The 20,329-nt window shown below is 64.3% G+C and carries 17 protein-coding genes; 8 read left to right on the top strand and 9 right to left on the bottom strand.

All coding sequences use genetic code 11. The annotated features are described in order from the left end of the window. The first annotated feature begins 14 nt into the window (after positions 1-14). From EG850_RS03320 to EG850_RS03305, 4 genes are all read left to right on the top strand, one after another. The gene (locus EG850_RS03320; protein ID WP_124969913.1) at positions 15-740 is read left to right on the top strand and encodes an SOS response-associated peptidase; all 726 of its coding nucleotides are present in this window, start codon (positions 15-17) and stop codon (positions 738-740) included. Positions 741-793: 53 nt separating this feature from the next. Next, on the top strand, positions 794-2,002 hold the full coding sequence (locus EG850_RS03315) for an App1 family protein (RefSeq protein WP_235829192.1): 1,209 nt from the start codon (positions 794-796) through the stop codon (positions 2,000-2,002). A 214-nt stretch (positions 2,003-2,216) separates the two neighbouring features. Further along, complete coding sequence (locus EG850_RS03310; protein ID WP_235829191.1) at positions 2,217-2,549, top strand: DUF6504 family protein; 333 nt, start codon at positions 2,217-2,219, stop codon at positions 2,547-2,549. A 2-nt stretch (positions 2,550-2,551) separates the two neighbouring features. Further along, positions 2,552-6,103: a DNA polymerase III subunit alpha gene (locus EG850_RS03305; protein WP_124969910.1), complete on the top strand. Its 3,552-nt coding sequence runs from the start codon at positions 2,552-2,554 to the stop codon at positions 6,101-6,103. 37 nt (positions 6,104-6,140) lie between these two features. Here EG850_RS03305 and EG850_RS03300 read toward each other — a convergent pair whose 3' ends face one another. The 4 genes from EG850_RS03300 to EG850_RS03285 form a co-directional block, all read right to left on the bottom strand. Then, a complete protein-coding gene (locus EG850_RS03300) occupies positions 6,141-7,229 on the bottom strand; it encodes an alpha/beta hydrolase family protein (protein WP_124969907.1) in 1,089 nt (362 codons plus the stop codon). Positions 7,230-7,316: 87 nt separating this feature from the next. Further along, complete coding sequence (locus EG850_RS03295; RefSeq protein WP_124969904.1) at positions 7,317-8,270, bottom strand: lipase family protein; 954 nt, start codon at positions 8,268-8,270, stop codon at positions 7,317-7,319. Positions 8,271-8,346: 76 nt separating this feature from the next. Then, on the bottom strand, positions 8,347-8,862 hold the full coding sequence (locus EG850_RS03290) for a methylated-DNA--[protein]-cysteine S-methyltransferase (protein ID WP_124969901.1): 516 nt from the start codon (positions 8,860-8,862) through the stop codon (positions 8,347-8,349). Further along, positions 8,859-9,353, bottom strand: coding sequence for a beta-class carbonic anhydrase (locus EG850_RS03285; protein WP_124969898.1), 495 nt, complete (start codon positions 9,351-9,353; stop codon positions 8,859-8,861). Before EG850_RS03285 ends, EG850_RS03290 begins: the two co-directional genes overlap by 4 nt. A 173-nt stretch (positions 9,354-9,526) precedes the next feature. Between EG850_RS03285 and EG850_RS03280 the strand changes: the two genes are divergently transcribed. Then, positions 9,527-11,428 carry a heavy metal translocating P-type ATPase gene (locus EG850_RS03280; RefSeq protein ID WP_124969895.1) on the top strand — a complete coding sequence of 634 codons (1,902 nt, stop codon included), beginning with the start codon at positions 9,527-9,529 and terminating at the stop codon, positions 11,426-11,428. On the opposite strand, the gene EG850_RS03275 is transcribed toward EG850_RS03280, so the two are convergent. From EG850_RS03275 to EG850_RS03260, 4 genes are all read right to left on the bottom strand, one after another. Further along, complete coding sequence (locus EG850_RS03275; RefSeq protein WP_124969892.1) at positions 11,370-12,302, bottom strand: AEC family transporter; 933 nt, start codon at positions 12,300-12,302, stop codon at positions 11,370-11,372. The genes EG850_RS03280 and EG850_RS03275 overlap by 59 nt on opposite strands. A gap of 45 nt (positions 12,303-12,347) precedes the next feature. Beyond that, on the bottom strand, positions 12,348-13,310 hold the full coding sequence (locus EG850_RS03270; protein WP_124969890.1) for an AraC-like ligand-binding domain-containing protein: 963 nt from the start codon (positions 13,308-13,310) through the stop codon (positions 12,348-12,350). A gap of 68 nt (positions 13,311-13,378) precedes the next feature. Next, the gene (locus EG850_RS03265; RefSeq protein WP_124969887.1) at positions 13,379-14,077 is read right to left on the bottom strand and encodes a response regulator; all 699 of its coding nucleotides are present in this window, start codon (positions 14,075-14,077) and stop codon (positions 13,379-13,381) included. After that, positions 14,074-15,369, bottom strand: coding sequence for a sensor histidine kinase (locus EG850_RS03260; RefSeq protein ID WP_124969884.1), 1,296 nt, complete (start codon positions 15,367-15,369; stop codon positions 14,074-14,076). The genes EG850_RS03265 and EG850_RS03260 overlap by 4 nt, the downstream gene beginning before the upstream one ends. A gap of 203 nt (positions 15,370-15,572) precedes the next feature. Between EG850_RS03260 and EG850_RS03255 the strand changes: the two genes are divergently transcribed. From EG850_RS03255 to EG850_RS03245, 3 genes are all read left to right on the top strand, one after another. After that, positions 15,573-16,343: an ABC transporter ATP-binding protein gene (locus EG850_RS03255; protein WP_124969881.1), complete on the top strand. Its 771-nt coding sequence runs from the start codon at positions 15,573-15,575 to the stop codon at positions 16,341-16,343. Beyond that, on the top strand, positions 16,340-18,832 hold the full coding sequence (locus EG850_RS03250; RefSeq protein WP_124969878.1) for an FtsX-like permease family protein: 2,493 nt from the start codon (positions 16,340-16,342) through the stop codon (positions 18,830-18,832). Before EG850_RS03255 ends, EG850_RS03250 begins: the two co-directional genes overlap by 4 nt. A 218-nt stretch (positions 18,833-19,050) precedes the next feature. Next, entirely contained in the window at positions 19,051-19,398 is a 348-nt protein-coding gene (locus EG850_RS03245) for a histone-like nucleoid-structuring protein Lsr2 (protein WP_124969875.1), read from the top strand. 75 nt (positions 19,399-19,473) lie between these two features. Here EG850_RS03245 and EG850_RS03240 read toward each other — a convergent pair whose 3' ends face one another. Further along, positions 19,474-20,214: a DsbA family protein gene (locus tag EG850_RS03240; protein ID WP_124969872.1), complete on the bottom strand. Its 741-nt coding sequence runs from the start codon at positions 20,212-20,214 to the stop codon at positions 19,474-19,476. Positions 20,215-20,329: the final 115 nt, after the last annotated feature.

The raw sequence follows: 20,329 nt of genomic DNA, 5'->3' as shown, positions 1-20,329 counted from the left end.
CGTACGCTGGATGCATGTGCGGAAGGTTCGTCGTCGCGCGCGCGAGCGCTGATCTCGCTGCCGATCTCGAGGTAGATCGCGTGAGTGACGAGCCCGTGCGCGAGTCGTACAACGTCGCCCCGACCACGCGCATCCCAATCGTCGTCGAAGCCGCAGCCCCGGCCGAAGAAGTCGATGAGTACGGACCTGAGCCGATTCGCCGGCTCGAACTCGCCCGCTGGGGACTCGTGCCGACCTGGGCGAAAGACGAGTCGGTGGGCGTGCGCGCGTTCAACGCCCGCAGCGAGACTGCCGCGACGAAGCCCACCTTTCGTGCGTCCGTGAAGAAGCGTCGCGGTGTGATTCCCGCCGATGGCTACTACGAGTGGCAAAAGCTCGCGGGCGGCACAAAGCAGCCCTATTTCATTCGACCGGCCGATGGCTCGCTCATGCTCTTCGCCGGGCTCTACGAGTGGTGGCGGGCGCCCGACGGCGAGTGGCTGCTCAGCGCGACGATTCTTACGCGCGATTCGGCACCCGGACCAATGGCCGAATTGCATGACCGGATGCCCGTCTTTCTCGACCGCACTGACGTCGCCGAGTGGCTCGACCCCACCGTCGACGGCAATGCCGATCTCATCCTCGACTTCGCCGATCGCTCGGCCACGGTTGCCGAGCGCCTTGAGCACTATCCGGTCGACCGCCGCGTCGGCAATGTGCGCGAAAACGATGCCGCGCTCATCGAACCGATCGAACTCTAGCCGCCCCGAGCCGCTGGTACGGCGCTGTTGCCCGGCCATGGAAGGATGACCGGGTGCGCATCATCACTCCCCGCCGAGAACCGATCCGTGATCGAGTCATTAGCAACCCGCTAAGCCGACTCGCGATCAACAATGCTTTCCGCATTGAGGATGCGATCAAACGCACTCGCATGCACCGCGCCCGCGAGCGCGGCCAGGTTGAAGCGGTGGAGGCCTACGCGGGCTACGGCTCGACCGAGTGGGTGCGCGTGTTCGGCCGAGTGCACATGGTGCCGGTCGCGGTGCGCCGCGCTGGCCGTCGCCGCTTCCCGACGCTGCGTATTGGCAAGCGTCGCAAGGAGCGCTCAGTGCGCGGTTGGCGCGGATTCACGCGCGTTGCTGTGCCGCACGCACAGGGTTTCGTGCGTATTGGCGAGGTGGAGCATCCCTTCGAGGCCGATCGCGGCGGCATCATTGACCAGCACATTCCGGCAACGCTGCCTCCGGGCTGGAACACCATTGAGTTTGTGAGCGCCGATGGCGAAGTCTCGGAGGCGAAGATCTTTATCGTCGGTGATGAGCAGCGCGTCGGCATTGTCTCGGATATTGACGACACGGTGATGGTGACCTCGCTGCCGCGTCCGTTGCTCGCCGCGTGGAATACCTTCGTGCTCGATGAGCACGCGCGCTCGGCAGTGCCGGGGATGAACGTGCTCTACGACCGCCTGATCGACCGCTTCGGTCATGACACGACGCCGGTGCTCTACCTTTCGACCGGTTCGTGGAATGTGGCGCCGACGCTCGCGCGCTTCCTCGGCCGCAACCTCTACCCCTTCGGGCCGCTGTTGCTCACCGATTGGGGCCCCACCCCGCAGCGGCTGTTCCGTTCGGGCACCGAGCACAAGCGTGAGAACCTGCGCCGCCTGCACGAAGAGTTCCCGCACATGCAGTGGCTGCTCATCGGTGACGACGGACAGCACGATGAGGAGATCTTCGGTGAGTTTGCCGAAGAGCACCCGGATGCGGTGGTTGGCGTCGCGATCCGCCAGCTCTCGAACACCGAGTCGGTGCTTGCGGGCGCCCGCGCATCCTCATCGGCTCGTTGGCGTGCGCGCACGAATGTGCCGTGGGTGCACGCCCCGAACGGCGCCATTCTCATGCAGAAACTCGCGCAGCTGGGCCTGCTCGATGACGACCCGTCGGCGGCGGAGCTCGTTGACCTCTCGAAGACCCTTGGCGACCGCCGCATTGCGCGGCCGTTCCCGCCGGAACTCGCCGAGTAGCTCGACCTAATTGTCATCAGGATGCGGTGCTGTTGCGTACCGCAAACCCTAGATGTCATCCAGATGGGCCGATCCGGTTATATAACCGGATCGGCCCATCTGGATGACATTTTGGGCAGCGTGCTGATCCACAGCATCCAGAACTAGCGGGTCGCCACCTCGTGTCGTAGGCTCCATCTACGTTCATTGTCGAACATAGATTCGACTACGAACGATGGAGGAGATCATGGTCGTCGACGAACAGGTCGAGGTGGAGCTCTCACCGAACGGCGCCCCCGTGCGCTTTATTTGGCGCGGCGTGCGCTACGGCGTCACCTGCGCGCCCGAACCCTGGCTCAGCCGCGAACCCTGGTGGCTGGCCGCAACACGGGCACCACGTGGAAGCGGCGGTCGCTTCGAGCGCGAGATGTGGCGAGTGGATGCAACTCCCCTGCAGCCGGTGCGCCGACCCCTCGACGGCAGCTTCGACCTCACCCGACTCCCCGATGGCTCCTGGTCGCTCGCGCGCGCCTGGGACGACGAAATAGACGAAAGATTGTTCGCATAGCCATGAGTGCATTTCCGCATCTACACGTCGCTTCGGCGTTCTCAACGCACCACGGCACCTCGGCCCCCGAAGCCCTTGTCGCCAGGGCTGCGGAGTGGGGCGCCGAGGCGGCGGCGATCACCGACCGCGATGGCCTCTACGGCGCGGTTCGGCATATTCGCGCGTGCATTGCGGCGGGGGTCGCTCCGGTGGTGGGGGTGGATTTGGCGCTTGAGGGTGGGGGTGAGGCGGGGGTCTCGATACACCGCCTGCCGGCGGCACTCGACCAACCAAAAGGTGGCCACCTCACGGCGTCACTCGACCAACCAAAAGGCGGCCGCCTGACGGCGGCACACTTCGAGAGCCTCAGTGCACCGGGTGGCCTCAGCGCACCGGACGCGGTGAAGCGGCCGCGGGTGACGGTGCTGGCGCACGGCGCGAATGACGGGCTCGGCTGGGCGGCGCTCTCCCGGCTCATTTCGGCCGCGCATATGCCACCGCGCGGCGCCAACCTCACCGCTCGCCGCCAGCACCGCGCACAGCTCGCCCCGAAACGCTTCTCCCCCTTCCTCCTCGGCGAGCACGACACCCTCGGCACGGTGCTCCTCGGTCCCCACTCCGATGTCGGCCTGGCACTCGCCGCGGGTCGTCCCGATGAGGCACGGGCACGCATCCGCTCATGGCAACGCCAGCTCCCCAGAGCCATCGCCCTCGAGATTGTCTGTCACCTCACCGAACCCGGGGCCGCCGCCTCCCTCGCCCACGCGGCAGCGATGCTTGAGCTCGCGCATACCTGCCGCATCCCCGCGGTGCTCACGAACCAGGTGCGCTATCTCGACCCCGATGACGCACTCACCGGCGATGTGCTCGATGCCGCGGGCGAGTTGCGACCGCTCGGCTCCTTCCCGCCGCAGCCGAATGCCCAGGCCTGGCTCAAATCACCCGACCGGATGCGGGCACTCGGCGAACTCATCGTTGGCCGCACCGGACTTGGCCGCATCGCCCTCGACGAATTGCTCGGCACCACCGCCGAGCTCGCTGCACGCTGCCGCCTCGACCCGGTTAGCGATGTGCGCTGGCAGCAACCCAAAGTTCCCGAACCGAGCGTGCTCGGCATCACCGGCGACCCCGCCCGCGCGCTCGCCCGCCGCTGTGAAGCCGCCCTCAACGAGCGCTTTCCCGATGCCGCTGGCACTGAACGCACCACCCTCGACCTGCGGTTGCGCGATGAACTCAGCACCATCAACGGCTTCGGCTTCGCCACCTATTTCCTCGCCGTCGCCGATGTCACCGACTCGATTCGCGCGATGGGTGTGCGCAACCAGGCCCGCGGCTCCGGTGCCTCAAGCCTCGTCAACTACCTGCTGCGCATCTCCAATGTGAACCCGATCGAGCACGACCTCGTGTTCGAACGGTTTCTCGGCCGCAAGCGCTCGACCCTGCCCGATATTGACGTCGACGTCGAGTCTGCCCGCCGCCACGATGTCTACCGCATGATCTTCCAGCGCTATGGCCGCGAACGCACGGCCCTGCTCTCCATGCATTCGACCTACCGCGCGCGCGGCGCCGCCCGCGATGCCGGGCTCGCGCTCGGACTCGACGAGGCCCGCATCGACAAGATCGCAAAGTCACTGTGGCGCTTCAATGCGGGCGAGTTTCGTGAGGTACTCAAAGAGAAACCCGAACTCGCCAAACTTGCCGATGAAGCCAAACGCGACCGCGATCTCGACCTCCTCATCGATCTCGCCGAACGGCTCGACCGGCTCCCCCGGCACCTCTCGATGCATCCCTGCGGCGTGCTCATCGGCGACGCGACCCTGCTGTCGACCACGCCGGTGCAACCGAGCGGGCTCGAGCTGCCGATGAGCCAATACGACAAAGACGATATTGACGATATGGGGCTGCTCAAACTCGATGTGCTCGGGGTGCGCATGCAATCTGCGCTCGCCTATGCGGTCGGTGAAATAAGCCGGATGCACGGACCACAAGCCGCCGTGCGCGGTGGGCTCGCCCCCGACACGAGCTATGTCTCGCGCGATGGTCACGTCGTGCTCGACGATATTCCCAAAGACGATGAGGTCACGTTCGAGGCGATTCGCACGACGCACACGCTCGGCATGTTCCAGATCGAGTCGCCTGGCCAGCGCGAACTCATCGGCAAGATGCAACCCGATGTCTACGACGACCTCATCGCCGATATCTCGCTCTTCCGCCCCGGCCCGATGAAGGGCAATATGGTCGCGCCCTTCCTCGACGTGAAGCACGGGTTTGCGACACCCGATTGGTTGCATCCCTCGTTTCGACCGTTTCTTGCCGAGACCTACGGGGTGGTCGTCTATCACGAGCAGGTGCTGCGCATCTTGCACGAGTGCATGGGCATCGACCTCGCCGAGGCCGATGAGCTGCGCCGGCTCATGGAGAAGCGCGGGCAGTCGATTGAAGAACGGTTCCGGCGCGAGACCGCCAAGAACCGGGATGCGCAGGGACGTCGCAAGTTCACTGACGCGCAGATTGACCGCATTTGGGATGTGCTCAAGGGCTTCGGCTCGTTCGGCTTCTGCAAGGCGCATGCGGCGGCGTTTGCGTTGCCGACCTGGCAGACGGCGTGGCTGAAGACCCACTATCCGGCTGAGTTTTTTGCGGGGTTGCTCACCCATGATCCGGGTATGTATCCGAAGCGCTTGCTGCTCGGCGATGCCCGTCGGCTTGGGATTCCGATTCTGCCGGTCGACGTTAATGTGTCGACCGCTGAGTTTGTCGTTGAGCGTGTGCGCGACACCGCCCCCGGCACCGCAACGGCGCCGGGCGATCTCGGTATCAGGCTTTCGCTCGCCGATATCCGCGGGATCTCGGAGGCTGAACTCGCGCGCATCCAGGCGCACGCCCCTTACGAATCACTCGGCGACTTCCTTGGCCGCGCCCGCCCGTCCCGGCCGCTCGCCGAACGGCTCGCGCTCATTGGCGCGCTCGATGAACTCGAACCTGCCCGGCCCACCCGTGGCGAGCTCATCACTGCGATTCGCTCGCGGCCGCGGGCCCGCAAACGCAAGGTCGGCGCGGATGTGCTCGAGCTACCGCTCGCGCTTGAAGGCGGTCACGCTCCGGTCGATCATGTGCCGGTCGAGGCAGGTGGCGCGCCCGATCTCGATGCTCGAGCGCGGGTGCAGGCCGAACTCGAGGTGCTCGCGCTTGATCTCTCGGAGCACGTCATCGACGGCTACCGGCCGCTCCTCGATGAGCTCGGGGTGACCCCCGCAGGGGAACTGCTCGGCCTGCGCGGTGGCGCCGAGGTGATCGTGGCGGGGGTGCGCGTGGCCACCCAGACCCCGCCAATGCGTAGCGGCAAGCGGGTGGTGTTCATCAGCGTTGACGATGGTTCAGGATGCGCTGACGCCACCTTCTTCGAGGATGCACAGCAGGCGAGTGGCGAAGTGCTCTTTGGCACACCGCTCCTCGTTATTCACGGCACGGTGCGCCGCACCGGCGAGCGCGGTGTCTCAGTGCAGGCGACCTCGGCGCAAGATCTCAAGCAACTCTGGGAGGTGTGGTCGGCGCTGCGGGCCCGGGCGAGCTAAGTGCCTAGGCCAGCAGAGTGCGCCGCCGCATCCCGACTCAGTGAGCCCGGGCCGCCGCCGCGATGCGTTCGACCTCGGCCACCACCGCGCGGTGCACCCGCGGCTCGGCGAGCAGCAGGTTGTGGCCAATCGAACTCACCGCGAGGTTACGCGCGCCAGGAAGCGCACCACCCGAACCGACGATCTCATCGACGATCGGCGAAATCGTCGTGATGCGCGAATTCGCGGCAGTCTCGCGCGCAAGCTCATGGAGCGCCGGCGAGCCGGGTCGAAGCAGTGTCACTGCCTCGAGCCCCGGCAGCTCGGCCCGAATCAGGCGCGCTGCCTTCGCTCCCGAGAACGGTGCCGAGAGTGTCACAGCACCGAGCACGAACTCGCCCTCGGGGTCGCGCTGCAGCAACTTTTTCGCGATGATGCCGCCACGCGAGTGAGTCACGAGCACCACTGGCAACAGCTCCCGGTGCGATTGCAGATAGCGCATCACAAGCTCCGTCAGGTGGTCACTCGACCCGGTCATACGACCGAGCTGCGGCAACATCCGCACCCGATACCCGGCGCGATCAAGTGCCTCGGCGATCGGCTCCATGAATCGCCACGTGGTCGACCAGCCCTGAATGAGCAACACCACCGGCAGCGAGGGATCACCAGCAAGCAATTGCGGCGGTGGGGTCAACCGCACCAGCGAGCGAGTTTGCCAATACACCCAGATCGCCGAGTCCGCACCAAGCGATGCGGCGAACCGTGCCGCATCCATAATTCGCCGGTGAAACTTCGCCGGCTCAAACTCGGCCGCGAGTCGCGTCGAGATCTGGGTGAGCGACAGCTCCGAAAGATCGACCTCGGGCAATTGCAGTTCGGGAAGTCGCAGTTCAACCGCGCGCAAGCGACGCATCGCGATTCTCGAGCGAGCAATGCGACGCAACCATCCCATCCGACGCACCCGCGCTTCGGGCGTCTGCGCCACCTGCGCCGGCAGCTGCTGAAACCACTCCTGCCAGCGGGCAAGCTCTTCGCGCTGACGTTCCTGCCACTGGGCGATGACCTGGTCGTCAGCAAACGAGAGCCTTGCATCAGTGAGCAGCAACCCCCTCCGCACCCGCGTGAGCAAGAGCCGACTGCGGCTCACCCTGCGACTCATCCCACCTCTCCAATCCACGTCATGTGCGCGGTCGTAGTTCCCCATCCTCGCCGACCCGCGGCGGTAAACAGACTCCTACGACTCGTTCGCTGCATCCGCCCGCACCAGACGACGCACCTCGCGCACAATGATGCGATGCACGCGCGCGTCAGCGAGCAAGAGATTGTGACCAATCGAACTCACCGCGATATTCCTCGCGCCCGGCAGTGCGCCACCAGCCCCCACAATTTCGTCAACGATTGGCGAGATTGTCGTGATGCGCGAATTTGCCGCCGTCTCGCGCGCGAGGTCGAGCATCGCCGGCGTACCCGGACGCAACATCACCACTTCACGCACATACGGCAACGGCACCGTGCCACTCACGAGCCGTGCGGCCCGTGCACCAGCAAAGGGTGCCGATATCGTCACCGCACCAAGTGCCAGTTCGCCCTCAGGGTCGGCGAGGAGCACTCGTTTGGCCACCAACCCACCCTTCGAATGGGTGACAAAAACCACTGGTCCAGTATCGGCGTGCACACGCAAATCATCGATCACTTGCTCTGCCAACGCCTCGACCGAATCAAGCATGAACCCAAGCTGCGGGAGCACCCGCACCTGCAGACCGAGCCGAGTCAGCGTCTCAGCAATCGGCATCATGAATTGCCAGTTCGTGAGAAACCCCGGGATGAGCACCACCGTTGGCAGTGACGAGTGGTTGTTGTCTTCGGGCGAAAACCGGCCTGGCACCTGTCGAGGTCGTAGCGAGCGAGCCTGCAGGTAGTCCCAAACAAACGAATCGGCCGCGATCGACACTCCGAACCGCAGTGCACCCGGCAAACGACGCCACCAGGGTGGAATCGTAAATAGCGGCACACTTCGGGCCGGATGCTTGCGGTCACTGCGCCGCCGCCCGCGCACCCGCCACACCGGTTGCGGCGGGAAACTCTGAAGCCACTCCTGCCAGCGGGCAAGCTCTTCTCGCTGACGTTCCTGCCACTGGGCAATGACCTCGTCGTCAGCAAACGAGAGCCGCGCATCGCTGAGCAGCATGCCCCGGCGAGCCCGGGCACGCAATAGTCGGCTCCGACTTACCCGTCGACTCACCTGTCACGCGCTCCCATCAGCGTCACGATCGCCACCACTCCGGCCAAATCTCAATGCCCGCACCCGCAAACTCGTGTTCGAGGAGCGCCTGCTTCATCGCCTCGCCGCCGCCGTAGCTGCCCATGCTTCCGGCACGCACCACCCGGTGGCAGGGCACGACGAGCGGCAATGGGTTCTTCGAACAGGCCGTGCCCACGGCACGCGCCGCCCGCGGGTGCCCGACGCGCGCGGCAATCTCACCGTACGATTCCACCTCAGCAAAGCCAATTTCAGCGATGCCGCGGAGCGCCTCACCGGTAAATCCACAGGGCACGAGTGACCAATCAAGCGGCACATCGAACTCGCGTCGCTCCCCCGCGCAATACTCGAGTAGCTGGGTCTCGACAGTGTCGAGCACCGCTTCGTCAGCATCCTCGCCTGGCATCGTCGCGAAATCTGGCGGGATCGTCGGCGGCAACCACACCTGCCGCAAGCCCGCGGCGGTCGCCTCAAGACCTATTGGCCCGAAGCGGGTTTCGACGAGCCGCCAGCCGGTCACGAGGGGAAGACCTCGCGCAGCAGTCCCGTGTCGACGTCGGCCACGAACCCACGCACCGCATCCTTGTGCTCAATAAAGGGCGATTGCAGGATGCGACGAATCGACTCGCGCACCGAAGCATCGACGTCCTTGAACGACTCCGCCTTCCAGTGCGCGCGGGCGCCGGTTTCGGTCATGAGTTTGTCGTCGAACTGGTCTTCGGTGAACGTCGACAGACCGCAATTAGTGTGGTGGATGAGGATGATCTCGCGGGTGCCGAGCATGCGCTGCGAAATGGTGAGCGAACGAATCATGTCGTCGGTGATGACGCCACCGGCATTACGAATAATGTGCGCGTCGCCAAGTTCGAGGCCGAGCATCGGGAAGATCTGCAGACGGGAGTCCATGCAGGCAACGACCGCAATGTGCTTGCCAGGGCGCAACGGCTTGGGCCCCGGGTAGGTGCTGGCGTACTCGCGATTGCGCTCAATCAAATCGTCGGTGTTCGTCATCAGGTTCCTTCACAAACAGGCAACAGGATGCTCGGAACTCCGTTCCCAGCGTGCGTTCCAGCCTACGCCCGTGCGCCGGGCAAGCATCCCACTGCGGTGAGCTGAGCCACACCTAAATTCAGGCAAGCCTGCCCTCGCTGGCGGCAATTTCAGCCCTCGCCGACAATAGATATATGAACAAGATCAGGACTTTTTTGGTGAAGTACCCGATCGTCGCGGCGACTATCGTCGTGCTGGCGACCGTGCTCATGCTCGAGGGTGCAGGCCAGTATGCCATTGGCCGCTGGATCGCGACGATCTATGTCGTCGGCATCATTGTGTGGACGGCCATCGGCATGATTCGCGACATTCTGCGCGGGCACTTCGGACTTGACATTCTCGCGGTGGTGGCGATGGCCGCGGCCACTTGGGTGGGCGAGTACATCGCCGCGCTCATCATCGTGCTCATGCTCTCGGGCGGCGAGGCGTTGGAGGACTACGCCGCCTCGCGGGCGACGAAGGATCTCGATGCGCTCCTCAAGCGGGCACCGCAAACGGCGCACCGCCTGAGTTCCGATGCGCCCAATGCCACGGTGACTGATCTGCCGGTCGACGAGGTGGTCGCGGGAGATTTGCTGCTCATTAAGCCTGCCGAGGTCGTGCCCGTCGACGGTGTGCTGCTCAGCGCCGAGGCGGTGTTTGACGAATCATCCCTCACCGGCGAGAGCCTGCCGGTGACGCACACGGCGGGTGAACGCATCCTCTCGGGTGCGCTCAATAGTGAACAGGCCGTGCACTTGCGGGCCACGGCCGATGCCGCCTCCTCGCAGTACCAGCAGATCATTGCGCTCGTGCAAGAGGCCGAGTCGGCCAAGGCCCCGACCGTGCGCATCGCTGACCGGTTCGCGGTGCCCTTCACAATCGTCTCACTCGCCATTGCCGGCATTGCCTGGTGGCTCTCGGGCGACCCCGTGCGGTTCGCCGAGGTGCTCGTACTCGCAACGCCGTGTCCGCTCCTCATCGCGGCGCCGGTCGCATTCATGGGTGGCATGAGCGCTTCGGCGCGCGGCGGCATCATCGTCAAAGGCGGCGCAACGCTCGAAGCGCTCGCGAAGGCAAACTCAATTGCCTTCGACAAAACCGGCACCCTCTCGCACGGCGAACCCGAACTCATCCGCGCGATCACGGCGAATGGCACTGACGAAGACGAGCTCTTGCGGCTCGCGGCCTCGGCCGAGCAATACTCCTCGCATGTGCTTGCTGCCGGTGTGATCGATGCGGCGCGCGCCCGAGGGCTCGCGCTGTCGCCCGGCACCGATGCGCAAGAGATCGCCACGAACGGTGTCAGCGCAACGGTCGACGGTCGCCGGGTGGTGGTCGGCAAGCTCGCGTTCGTGCAGGCGGTTGACCCGGCCGCCGAAGCCGTGCCGCTCGAGCCCGGCCAAACCTCGGTGGCCATCGCCATCGATGGCCGCTTCGCTGGCACGCTGCTCCTCGCCGATGCCCTGCGCGACAACGCACCGGCCACCGTCGACGCGCTACGCAAACTCGGCCTCAGCGAGATTGCCATGCTCTCTGGCGATAACCAGCAGACCGCCGATGCCCTTGCTTCGCAAGCTGGTATCAGCACCGTGCACGGCGCACTCCTCCCCCAAGACAAGGTGCGTCTCGTGAGCGAGATGCCGGGTCCAACGATCATGGTTGGCGATGGCGTCAATGATGCCCCGGTGCTCGCGGCGGCTGATGTTGGTATCGCCATGGGCGCACGCGGTGCGACGGCCGCGAGCGAATCGGCTGATGTCGTCATCGTGCGTGACGACATCAGCCGCGCCGCGCGGGCCGTTGAGATCGGCAAGCACACCTATGGCGTGGCCCTGCAGGCGATCTGGATCGGCATCATCCTCTCGCTCGGCCTCATGCTTATTGCCGCCTTCGGTCTCATCCCCGCGGTCATCGGCGCACTCACCCAGGAACTCGTCGACCTCGCTGCGATCCTTTACGCGCTACGCGCGCTTTCGGGTGGCCGCAGCAAGCTACCTACGGATGCAGCAGCAGCGTCGCGAGCACAATCACCGGCACCGAGCCGAGCGTCGTGATCAGGATGCTGTCGCGCGCGAGCCGCTCGCCGGTGTCGTAGGTGACCGCGTAGTTGTAGATGTTCTGCGCGGCCGGAAGCGCGGCGGTGATGACCACAACAAAGAGCGTGGTTGCATCCAAGTTGAAGACGAACGCGCCGAGCACCCAGGCGAACAGCGGATGCACGAGCGTCTTGAGGAGCGTGGCCGTAAGCACCTGGGGTCGCTCCGGCCCGCGCAGTGGCACCGGGCTGTCGTTGAGCCCCATGCCGAAGGCGAGGAGCATCGCCGGCACGCTCATCGCGCCGATGAGCGAAATCGGCTCGAGCACGAACTCTGGCATCGCGACGTTCGTCGCGTTGAGAAGCAACCCCGTCAGCGCGCCGATCACGATGGGGTTCACGAAGGGACGCGTGGCGTATTGCCACCAGCGCAACTTGGCCGCATCCGGGCTGCGCGTCGCGAGGTCGAGCGTCGTCAGCGCGACCGGTCCCATGATGAGTTGTTGCGCGAGCATGACGGGCGCCACGAGCGTGCCATCGCCGAGCACGTAGACGGCAATTGGGATACCGAGGTTGCCCGAGTTGACGAAGCTCGCCGCGAGCGCGCCGATCGTTGTCGGCCCGGTGCCCCAGCGCGCGAGCGCACCAATCAGCGCGTACATGAGCGCGATCACAACCATGCCAATTGCGGTCACGATGAATTGACCGCTAAAGAGCACCGAGAGATCGGCGTGGTACATCAGTCCGAATAGGAGCGCCGGTGTCGCAACGTGAAAGGCGAGTCCAGTGAGCACCTTGCGGCCGTGGGCGCCCAACCAACCGGTGCGCTCAATCACCACGCCGACGATGATGATCAGCGTGATGACGCTGAATCCCTGAAACACTCCCGCCACGTGAGTGACGATACCGCGCGCTGGATGCCCAAGATGCGCGCTCGGTTAGACGCGCGCCTCCGCCTGCGCCTGGAGCGCGGCCTGCCGATACTGCCGGGGCGAGGCACCGTAGGCGAGTTTGAAGGCGTTCGAGAAGTGCGTCGCGTCGACAAAGCCCCAACGCTCACCGATCACCCGAATCGGGTCGGTGCACATCGCGTCAATAAGGTCGCGGCGTGCCATCTCAAGGCGACGCTCCCGAATCCAGGTCGCCACGGTGGTGCCCTGTTCTTTGAACAGTGAATGCAGGGTGCGCACCGAAACGAAGTGCTGCTGTGCAATGCGCTGCGGTGTGAGCCCGGCATCGCCGAGGTGGCTCATGATGTACTCGCGCACCTCCATGAGCAGTTCAAGGTGCGTGGTCGATCGCGTCGGTGCGGCAATACCGAGTTGCTCGGCGACACAGGCGCTGATCACATCGACGACGGCCTGCACCACTGCCCGGCCGCCCTGCCCAAGCAGTGAGCCGAGATTGCCTGCGAGGCCAGTGAGGAGCGGTGAGGCGATTGCGCCGATGCCTTGATCACCGGGGATGCGCAGGGCCGCGATCTGCGCGAAGGCGCGCGGCGGCAGGTTGATGAGCTGCTGTGGAATGAGCATGACCATGGTCGTGCCCTCGGGGAACTCGCGTCGATAGGGCGAGGTGGTGTCGTAAAGCGCGAAGTCACCGCGCACAAGTTCCGCGGTGTGATCGTATTGCGCGACGCGCGACGAACCCGCGACCTGGTGCACGACGGCATAGAACGGATCGCCGCCGCGGGCGACGAGACGCTCGGTGCGAGCGGAGCGGTGCGAGGTCGCCGAGATGCGGTAGATGCGCACGCCACTCACGGTGACGGTCGTAATAGAAGCCCGAAAAGAATCGGGATCGTCAGTCTCAATCGCCAACGGCAGCAACAGAGAAGTGACGGTCTCGCGCCATTCATCGACCCCGCGAACTTCGAGCTCGATGAGCCGTTGCTCATCCACCGACGCCTCCCTTGCCGTATACGATGCGCCGAGCCTATCGCGTTTGACACTCGTCGTTAATCGACGGCTCAGTTGCCGGGAGTGAGGTACCCGGTTTCATAAGCCCAGATGACGACATGGATGCGGTCGGGCACCCCGAGCTTGTCGAGGATGCGGCCAACGTGCGACTTCACGGTCACTTCGGCCAGAAACAGCGCGGCCGCGATTTGCGCGTTCGATTCGCCGCAGACGAGGTGGTCGAGCACCTCGCGCTCGCGGTCGGTGAGGCTGGCGAGTTGCGAGTCGCGTTCACCAACACGGATGGGGTCAACCAGTGGTGCTGCCGGCTCGGCAAGCATGCGGTCGACGAGTCCCTTCGTCATTTGCGGGTCAATGATCGCGTTCCCGGCGTGCACGGTGCGGATGGCCCTGACGAGATCTTCGCCCGGAGCATCCTTGAGGAGGAACCCCGAGGCCCCGGCTGCGAGCATCCGCACGACGAAGTCTTCGGAGTCATAGGTCGTGAGCGCGAGCACCCGAATCTCGGCGGCTTCGGCGGGATGCGCTAGGAGCTTCGAGGTCGCCTCGATGCCGTCCATCTCGGGCATGCGCACATCCATGAGCACCACATCGGGGCGCAATTGCAGGGCCGCCGCCACACCGGCCCGACCGTTCTCGGCACGCCCCACGACTTCGATGCCGGGGTCAGATCCGGCGATGAGTGAGAGTCCTTCGCGCACGAGGGCTTGGTCGTCGACGATGAGGACGCGAATCTTCGGTTCGCTCATGGGGTGATCTGCCCTTCGCTGGTGGAATGGTCGGTGCGATCGATGCTCGGTGCCGCCGGAGTTTCTGCCGAGAGCGGCCAGCTTGCCCGCACTCGGAAGAGTCCGGCAACGCGGTCGACCGCGAAGGTGCCGTCAAAGAGTTCGGTGCGCTCGCGCATCCCGGCCATACCGCGACCGTCGGGGGCCGACACCGAGCCTGCGCCCTCAACCACGTTCGTGACTTCGAGGTCGAGGCGATCACCGCGCCAATCGAGGTGCAATTCAGCGCGGGATCCGGGCGCATGCTTGAGCACATTCGTGAGCGACTCTTGCGCCACGCGGTAGACGGCGAGCGAGAGACCGGCCGGAAGCATGCGCGTGACGCCAAACTCGTGCATGGTGAGCGGCTGGCCTGCGAGCGCGATGCGATCGACAAGTGCGCGAATATCGGCGGCTCCACGTGCCGGCTCATCGTCTTGCACATCGGCCACATTGCGCAGTAGCCGTTTCACTTCACCGAGTGCATCGCGACCCGACTCCGAGATCTTGGCAAAGAGTTCCGCGCTGAGTTCGGCATCGTTGCGCGCGGCCATGCGGCCACCCTCCGAAAGGGTCACGATCGAGGCGAGCGAGTGGGCAATGATGTCGTGCATTTCGCGAGCAATGCGCGTGCGCTCATCGGCGACGGCGAGTTCGGCGAGTCGGTGCGCATCCCGTTCGAGCAGATTCGCGCGCTCGCGCTCACGCCCGACAAGATCGAGCTGTCCGCGCTTCGCGAGACCGAGCGCGAATGCGGCCAGGTACAACGCACACACCATTCCCGCAGAAATGAGTAGTGCGCCCAGCTCTGGCTCCATCATTTCGGGTGGTGTCGCGATCGGCTCTCCTGTCGGCGCGGTCATCGGCGGCAAGAACCAGCCGTAGTACCCCGTGCCGATGATCGTCACGATTGCCGCCGGGAGTGAGAGCAATCCCAAGAACCGCAAGCGCCGCTGCGCGAACGCCGCGACGCTGTAGATGCTGATGAGCACGATCACGCCGACGGTGAGGACCTCGATGCCATACGCATTGGAACTCACACTCGATCCGGCGTTGACTGCGGCCAACATCGCGAAGGTGATCGGTGCCGCTCGTCGCAGCACCAGCATGAGCGCCTGCACAATCAGCATCGGCCCAATCGCCCCGCGAGCCGGAGTGTTCAAGAGCAGCATGCTGATGAGGAGCATGAGCAGCAGCACGAGGCCGGCAACGATCGCATCATTCCGGAGCACCCGTAGCGGCTGCGGCGCGGCCCCGATGAAGCTCTCGTTCATGTCGTCAGCCTAGGCCGCCCGGATTCACGCGAGATTCCACCGTTGGTGTCGCGCGGGGGGTTTTCCCTCTCCTTCTTTGGTATTGGTCTGCGCCATTGCGATTGGCTCTTGGGCAGGATGCTCCGACTCGGGACTCCCGGAAGCATGGGAGCCATCGGGAAAGTTCCCGGACCCCTCAGCCTCGAACCGACGTGGAGCAAACAATGTCAATGCCCGTAGCCCACCCGCACCAGCCGGTGCCCTCGCAAGCAATGCCCGCGATCGAGTGCCGGGGCCTCGTGAAGACCTATGGCGAAGGCAGCGCAATGGTGCACGCCGTCGGTGGCGTCAACGCCGCCTTCGGTGTGGGCGAGTTCACCGCCATCATGGGCCCTTCTGGGTCTGGCAAGTCGACGCTCATGCACTTGCTCGCCGGCCTCGATGTACCGACGCAGGGTGAGGTGCGCATCGAGGGCACGGTCATTGGTGGCCTGCGCGATCGCGACCTCACGCGACTTCGCCGCGACCGACTCGGCTTTGTCTTCCAGTCGTTCAACCTGGTGCCGACACTCTCGGCGCGCGAAAACATTGAGCTACCGATGCGACTCGCAGGGCGGCAACCGGATGCGGGCGAGCTCGAACTGCTTGCCTCGCGCCTTGGTATTGCCGAGCGTCTCGAGCACTATCCGCACGAGCTCTCGGGCGGTCAGCAGCAGCGCGTCGCCGTGGCTCGCGCAATGATCACGCGGCCTGCGGTGGTATTCGCCGACGAACCGACCGGCGCGCTCGACCTCAAGACCGGTCGGGCCCTACTCGAGTCACTCCGCATGGCCGCACACGACCGCCGTCAGACCGTCATCATGGTGACCCACGATCCGGCGGCAGCTGCCTACGCCGATCGGGTGCTCATCCTGGTTGACGGCCGCCTCGCACACGAGTTGCGCGGCCCGAGCTACGAGCAGATCGTCGCGATGATGGCGCAGGTCGGTTCATGAGCACGCCGCTACTCCTCGCAGGTCGCCAGGTGCGCAACGCCCCTGGTCGCGTCGCCGCCGTCATTATCGCGGCGCTCCTCTCGGCCATGGCCATCATGGCTACCGGCACGTTCATCACCACCATGCAGGCCGGGATGCGGGTGACGATTTCCGCACCGATTTCGAACGCAGATGTCTTCGTCAGCAATGGCTACGACATCGACAACCCCGCTCCCACTGCCGCTGAACTCGCGCAACTGCCCGAAGTGGTCGCAGCCGCACCGAACGTACAAATCGGCGCGCAATTGCTCGCTGGTTCTGCCCGCCACGACGTGCAATTGCTTGGTGTGCCCGAAAGCGAGTCGCTGCGGTGGACCACGCTTGCCAGCGGTGCCGATCCGAGCGGCCCGAACGAGGTCGCACTCTCGCAGGCAATGCTTGATCGCCTTAAGCTGCAGCTTGGCGACGAGGTCTTGGTCGAGACCTACACGTATGGCGAGACTATCCCCATGGCGATCGTCGGCGTGATCCAGGCGCCGCAGGGGGCCGAGGGCGCCACGAACATCATGTACGTCGACGCGAATGCCTTCGCCGAGCAGTCCCGCGGCAGCATCGTCGACCTTGCCGCCGGTGTGTCGCCCGAAACATTCGTCAACACCCTCAATGCCGGTTTCGGTGACGAGGAGGACGCCTCGAAGGCTGCCGTCGCGAGCACCTATGTGGATGAACTCGTCGACCAGTTCTCCGGCGGCTCGAACTTGCTCGCCACCGTCTTCCTCGCCTTCGTGCTCATCGCCCTCGTTGCCGCGACCATGGTGATTCGCAACACCTTCCAGGTGTTGCTTGCCCAACGACTGCGTCAGCACGGACTGTTGCGGCTCGTTGGTGCCACCGGCGGCCAGGTGCAATCGACTGTACTCATCGAGGCGCTCATCGTGGCCCTCGTCGGTGCCATTGCTGGCATCACGATTGGGTTCTTGCTCGGTTGGGGTATCGCGGCGCTTGCGGGGCTCGGTGGCGGAGGTGCGCGGTTCCCGATCATCTGGGCGATTGCCGCACTCGTCGTGACGGTTGCGATGACACTCATTGCAGCCTGGGCACCGGCTGCCGGTACGCGCCGTCTCTCGCCGGTAGCTGCGCTCGCGGCGGCCTCAACGACCGAACAGCAGCAGCGTCGTACGAGCGTCGCGAGCTGGATCATCGGCGGCGTCCTCACCGGGCTCGGTGCGGCGGGTCTTCTCCTCTCGGCGCTCGGCTCGAACTTGCTCAGCGCCATTGGCTCGGGTGTCATCGCCGCGATCGGTCTGATCATCCTGGTGCCGCTTATCGTGCGCGCCATCATGCCGGCCATTGCGAAACTTCTCGGTGGCGGAGTCGTGTCGAAGATCGCCGGCGAGAATCTTGTGCGCACGTCGAGACGTTCCGGCACCGTGGTGTTGGCCATTGCGCTCGGTGGAAGCCTCGTGCTCGCCATGCTCACGGCGATTGGCTCAGTTGGAGCGACGCTCAATACCAATCTCGATGAGCGCTACCGCGTGGATGCCGCGGTCATGAACAAAGACGGCTCAGCGCTCACCGAGGCGCAGATTGTCGCGATTGGGTCGCTCGAAGCCGTCGAGCGTTCTGCGCCAGTTCGCACCGTTGCCGTTGACACGGAATATCTCAGTGAGATTCCTGGCGCCCCGTCGATTACTTCGGTTGCCGAACTCCCCGCCGAATGGGTCGACCAAATTGATGCGCGCATGGAAACGATGCTCATGCTCGTACCCGAACCTCAATTCGGTAAGGACGGCTACGTGCCGGCAAACACCAATGTCGCCGCAAAGACGGCTGACGGGGGCGAACAACAATTTGTCCTCGTTGCCGACCCGGTCGCAAACGAATTGCGACCCACGGCGCAGATCGATGGCAATGTGCAAGGCGTCGTGAACCCGAGTGCGTTTGCCCAACTTGGCAGCGAACCGGCGGTCACGCAGGTATGGATTGACGCAAAGCCCGGCGAGTCATCAAATTTGGTGAAACAGCTCAGTGATCTCACGACGAATGACCCGGCCCTTTCGATTGGCGGGCCGGTGCATGAGCGGTCGGTTTACGAAGATATCGTGGGATTCCTTACCGCATTTGTGCTTGCCATGCTTGCGCTCACGGTAGTGATTTCGGCGATCGGTCTCGCGAGCATCGTCGCCCTCGCCGTGGCAGAGCGCCATCGCGAACTCGCTCTGCTGCGAGCTCTCGGCACAACCCGTGGCGGCGTGCGCACCATGGTGCTCATTGAGGCGATCACCTTGGCCCTCATTGGTGCAGCGCTCTCAATTCTGATTGGGGTGCCGCTCGGTGTCGCCGCCGTCTACTCGGCGCTCGGTAATCTGTCCAACCCCGTTCTCGCACTTCCCTGGCTTGGAATCGTCTCGGTAGTCCTCGTCGCGATCGTGATTGGCATTCTGGCTGGACTTGGGCCCGCGCACCGGGCTGCTCGAGTGGCTCCGGCGCAAGCACTCGCGCACGAATAGGAAAATATTGGATGCATCCAGCTCTACCGGTCTTAAGCGTGCTCCATCTTCGGAATGACATTGCGGAGCGATCCGGGAATTGTCAGCGGTGACGCTTGCATAATGAATGAGATTCGCGCATTATGACGGAGCACCTCATTTGTTCATCAGCGTAATTACGCAAATATCTATGAAGAGCGATATTCCGCAGAGGTTGCACTCAGCAAGAAAGGCATCACATGGCCCGCAAAGTCGTCTACCAGCTCGTCGACGATATCGACGGAACCGTCCTCGACGAGGGCAAGGGCGAGACCGTAAAGTTCGCGCTCGACGGTGTTGACTATGAGATTGATCTCACCGACAACCGTGCCGCTGAATTGCGCGAGGCGCTTTCGGAGTACATTGCATCCGCGCGTCGAGTTGGCGGTCGCCAGCAGCGCGGCACTCGCACCCAGCTCCCGGCAACCGGGCCGAAGCGTGACCTTGCGGCAATCCGCAAGTGGGCTCGCGCCAATGGCCATGAAGTTGCCGACCGCGGTCGCATCCCGCAGAACATCATCGACGCATTCGATGAGGCCAGTCAGTAATCCCAGCTAATGCAAAGGGCCGATACCTAAGTCAAGGTATCGGCCCTTTGCCTTGCCCAAATGGCAGGGATCGTATTAGCCGACGGCGTCGACTGCATCCTTTACTGCAGCAAAGGTCGGCATTTCAACGGCGACTCCGTTCACAAGCACCGTCGGCGTGCCACGAACATTGAGTGTGCGCCCCTCATCCTGGCTGGCATTAACTCCGGCAATCAAATCTGCCGATGAGAGTGCCGCCAGGAATTCTTCGGTATCCGGCACGCCCGCCTTTTCCGCCAGCGACACCATGAGCGCCTGATCGATTACCCCGCCCGAACGAATATTGTCCTGTTCGGTCATGACGACTTGGTGGAACTCCTCGTACTTACCCTGCTCGCCCGCCGCGCGTGCCGCTACCGCGAGCGCCGTCGAACCGGTCTGGTCAACGACGATGAAGTCGCTCAAGACAAGCTTCGCCTGACCTGACTCAACGAGTTCCTGAATAATTTGCGGCTCTTCACCATTCGTGAATGTCGCGCAGTGCGGGCAGAGGTAATCAGAGAACACTCGAATCTCGATTGGCGCGTTGACGTCACCAATCACCATGTACTCGGGCGTTGCCTCACTTGAGTAGGTGCCAGCGGGAACGCCTTCGCCCTGCGTGGTGGTGGGCGCCGACGAGGTTTCACTTGTCGTCGCGCTCGTCGTCGACTCGGGCTGTGCGGTCTCGGTCGGCGATTCGGCACCGCCCGCACATGCGGCCAGACCCGCGATCAGCGTGATCGCTCCGACCGAACTCAGCAGGATGCGCGACGCGCGGTTCGTGACAGTTGACATTGGCTCTCCGAACTCCTCGAGGGATGGCAACAGCAAGCTATTGCGAAGCGCGGAAGCGCTCTGCCCACGCTCACTGTTCAGGGTAGAGGCCCAGGATTACCGACTTCCCGAGTGC

The organism is Gulosibacter macacae (assembly GCF_003865375.1).
Taxonomy (GTDB): Bacteria; Actinomycetota; Actinomycetes; order Actinomycetales; family Microbacteriaceae; genus Gulosibacter; species Gulosibacter macacae.
The sequence above is the reverse complement of the archived record's forward strand: the minus strand, read 5'-3'. Positions and strand labels throughout refer to the sequence as shown.

Excerpts from the sequence above, each read along its gene's own strand:
- EG850_RS03320 (WP_124969913.1), top strand. The coding sequence starts at position 15 with ATGTGCGGAAGGTTCGTCGTCGCGCGCGCGAGCGCTGATCTCGCTGCC.
- EG850_RS03310 (WP_235829191.1), top strand. The coding sequence starts at position 2,217 with ATGGAGGAGATCATGGTCGTCGACGAACAGGTCGAGGTGGAGCTCTCA.
- EG850_RS03305 (WP_124969910.1), top strand. The coding sequence starts at position 2,552 with ATGAGTGCATTTCCGCATCTACACGTCGCTTCGGCGTTCTCAACGCAC.
- EG850_RS03295 (WP_124969904.1), bottom strand. The coding sequence starts at position 8,270 with ATGCTGCTCAGCGATGCGCGGCTCTCGTTTGCTGACGACGAGGTCATT.
- EG850_RS03285 (WP_124969898.1), bottom strand. The coding sequence starts at position 9,353 with ATGACGAACACCGACGATTTGATTGAGCGCAATCGCGAGTACGCCAGC.
- EG850_RS03280 (WP_124969895.1), top strand. The coding sequence starts at position 9,527 with ATGAACAAGATCAGGACTTTTTTGGTGAAGTACCCGATCGTCGCGGCG.
- EG850_RS03265 (WP_124969887.1), bottom strand. The coding sequence starts at position 14,077 with ATGAGCGAACCGAAGATTCGCGTCCTCATCGTCGACGACCAAGCCCTC.
- EG850_RS03260 (WP_124969884.1), bottom strand. The coding sequence starts at position 15,369 with ATGAACGAGAGCTTCATCGGGGCCGCGCCGCAGCCGCTACGGGTGCTC.
- EG850_RS03255 (WP_124969881.1), top strand. The coding sequence starts at position 15,573 with ATGTCAATGCCCGTAGCCCACCCGCACCAGCCGGTGCCCTCGCAAGCA.
- EG850_RS03250 (WP_124969878.1), top strand. The coding sequence starts at position 16,340 with ATGAGCACGCCGCTACTCCTCGCAGGTCGCCAGGTGCGCAACGCCCCT.
- EG850_RS03245 (WP_124969875.1), top strand. The coding sequence starts at position 19,051 with ATGGCCCGCAAAGTCGTCTACCAGCTCGTCGACGATATCGACGGAACC.
- EG850_RS03240 (WP_124969872.1), bottom strand. The coding sequence starts at position 20,214 with ATGTCAACTGTCACGAACCGCGCGTCGCGCATCCTGCTGAGTTCGGTC.